The 1,680-nt window shown below is 67.4% G+C and carries 3 protein-coding genes; 2 read left to right on the top strand and 1 reads right to left on the bottom strand.

Annotation, left to right across the window (positions count from 1 at the left end):
- Positions 1-102: 102 nt before the first annotated feature.
- Positions 103-510 (bottom strand): NUDIX hydrolase, encoded by a 408-nt coding sequence (locus ACFUO4_RS45685; protein WP_383497261.1) that lies wholly within the window; start codon positions 508-510, stop codon positions 103-105.
- A gap of 107 nt (positions 511-617) precedes the next feature.
- On the opposite strand from ACFUO4_RS45685, the gene ACFUO4_RS45680 reads away from it, so the two are divergent.
- Positions 618-1,406, top strand: coding sequence for a GntR family transcriptional regulator (locus tag ACFUO4_RS45680; protein WP_079305975.1), 789 nt, complete (start codon positions 618-620; stop codon positions 1,404-1,406).
- The coding region (locus tag ACFUO4_RS45675) for a DUF3027 domain-containing protein (RefSeq protein ID WP_383497258.1) at positions 1,403-1,680 on the top strand (278 nt) is incomplete at its 3' end. The genes ACFUO4_RS45680 and ACFUO4_RS45675, both read left to right, overlap by 4 nt.

Below are 1,680 nucleotides of genomic sequence, written 5' to 3'. Positions count from 1 at the left end.
GGAAATCCTGGGCAAGTGAGCCCCCAGACCCGGGTCTCACTCGTATACTCGTGCATACAAGTTCCTTCGTGCTGGTAGGCCGCCATGTGCAGCGGGTTCGGGCTAGACGAGTTTCACGCCGTCGTGGGCGCGGATGGCCGGCGGGGACGTCGCGTCGAGTGCGTCCAGGACGCGGATCGCGTACGCCTCGTCGGAGAGTTCGGAGACTTCTTCGCGGGTGGCCCAGCGCAGGGCGCGGGTTTCGTCGCCGGTGGTGGGCGTGCCGTCGGCGGCCTGGCAGCGGAAGACCAGGGAGACGATCAGGCCCGTCATGTTCTTGTAGACGCCGGTCAGGGTCGCGGGAAGTGCGATCTTGATGCCGGTCTCTTCGAGGACTTCGCGCTGGAGGGCCTCGGGGATGGTCTCCTCGCGTTCGAGGACGCCGCCCGGGGGTTCCCACTTGCCGTTGTCGCGGCGCTGGATCAGGAGGGCGCGGTTCTGGGCGTCGACGATCACTCCAGCGACGCTCACGGAGTGCGGACGGTCCATGCTCACGTTCCTCGGCCCTCTCGGCTGACTAGGCTCTCCACCGTAGCAACAAGACTCGCCCACTCGTCTAGATACCTAAAGGAGTACACGTGAGCCCTCTTTCTTCGGGCCTTCTCGGTGATCTCGATCCCACGAGTGATCGTGCGGTCTTCCGTCAGATCGCCGATCAGTTGCGTGAGGCCATCGACCGTGGGCGATTCAGGGAAGGCGAGAAGCTGCCCTCGGAAGCAGAGCTTGTCGAGCATTACGGGGTATCCCGTATGACGGTCCGAAACTCCTTCTCCATCCTCCAGGGGGAAGGCCTCGTGCACGCAGAGCACGGCAAGGGCGTCTTCGTACGGCCCCGGCCGCCCGTGCGGCGCCTCGCCTCCGACCGCTTCGCGCGGCGCCACCGCGAGCAGGGCAAGTCCGCCTTCATCGTCGAAGCCGACACGGTCGGCAGTCACCCCCAGGTCGACAGCCTTGAGGTCAAGGAAGAGAAGGCCAGCCAGGACATCTCCACCCGGCTCGGCTCCGTACGGCGCGTCCTCGCCCGGCGCCGCCGCTACCTCCTCGACGGGCGGCCGGTCGAGTTCGCCACCTCCTACCTGCCACTCGACATCGCCCGCGGCACCCAGATCGCCGAGCCGAACCCCGGCCCCGGCGGCATCTACGCCCGCCTCGAAGAACTCGGCCACCGCCTCGACCACTTCGAGGAGGAGATCCGCGCCCGGATGCCCTCGCCGGCCGAGGTGAAGACCCTCCGACTGGCCTCCGGCGTGCCCGTCATCCACCTCATCCGGACCGCCTTCGATACCGAGGGGCGAGCCGTGGAGGTCTGCGACACCGTGATGGCGGCTGACGCATACGTGCTGTCGTACCAGCTTCCGGCGACGTGAGCGCGGACCACGCCGTGCCCGGCCGAGGGTGGACAGGTGATGACCGCGAACACAACGACGCCTGTCACAAGCGCTGGTCGCAGGAGCAGAACAGGCCCACTCACCAGCCCGGATACCGGGACGACTGGTACAACGCGCAATGCGGCGGCTGCCGGTTCTGGGTCGCACTGAGCGGGGAGCTGGGGCGGGACTGGGGAGTCTGCACTCATCCCGGCTCCGCGTTCGACGGTCGAGCCCGTTTTGAGCACGACGGTTGCGAGCTCTTCGCCATCCG

Origin of the sequence: Streptomyces sp. NPDC057280 (assembly GCF_042668605.1) — a bacterium.
Lineage (GTDB): Bacteria > Actinomycetota > Actinomycetes > Streptomycetales > Streptomycetaceae > Streptomyces.
The sequence above is the reverse complement of the archived record's forward strand: the minus strand, read 5'-3'. Positions and strand labels throughout refer to the sequence as shown.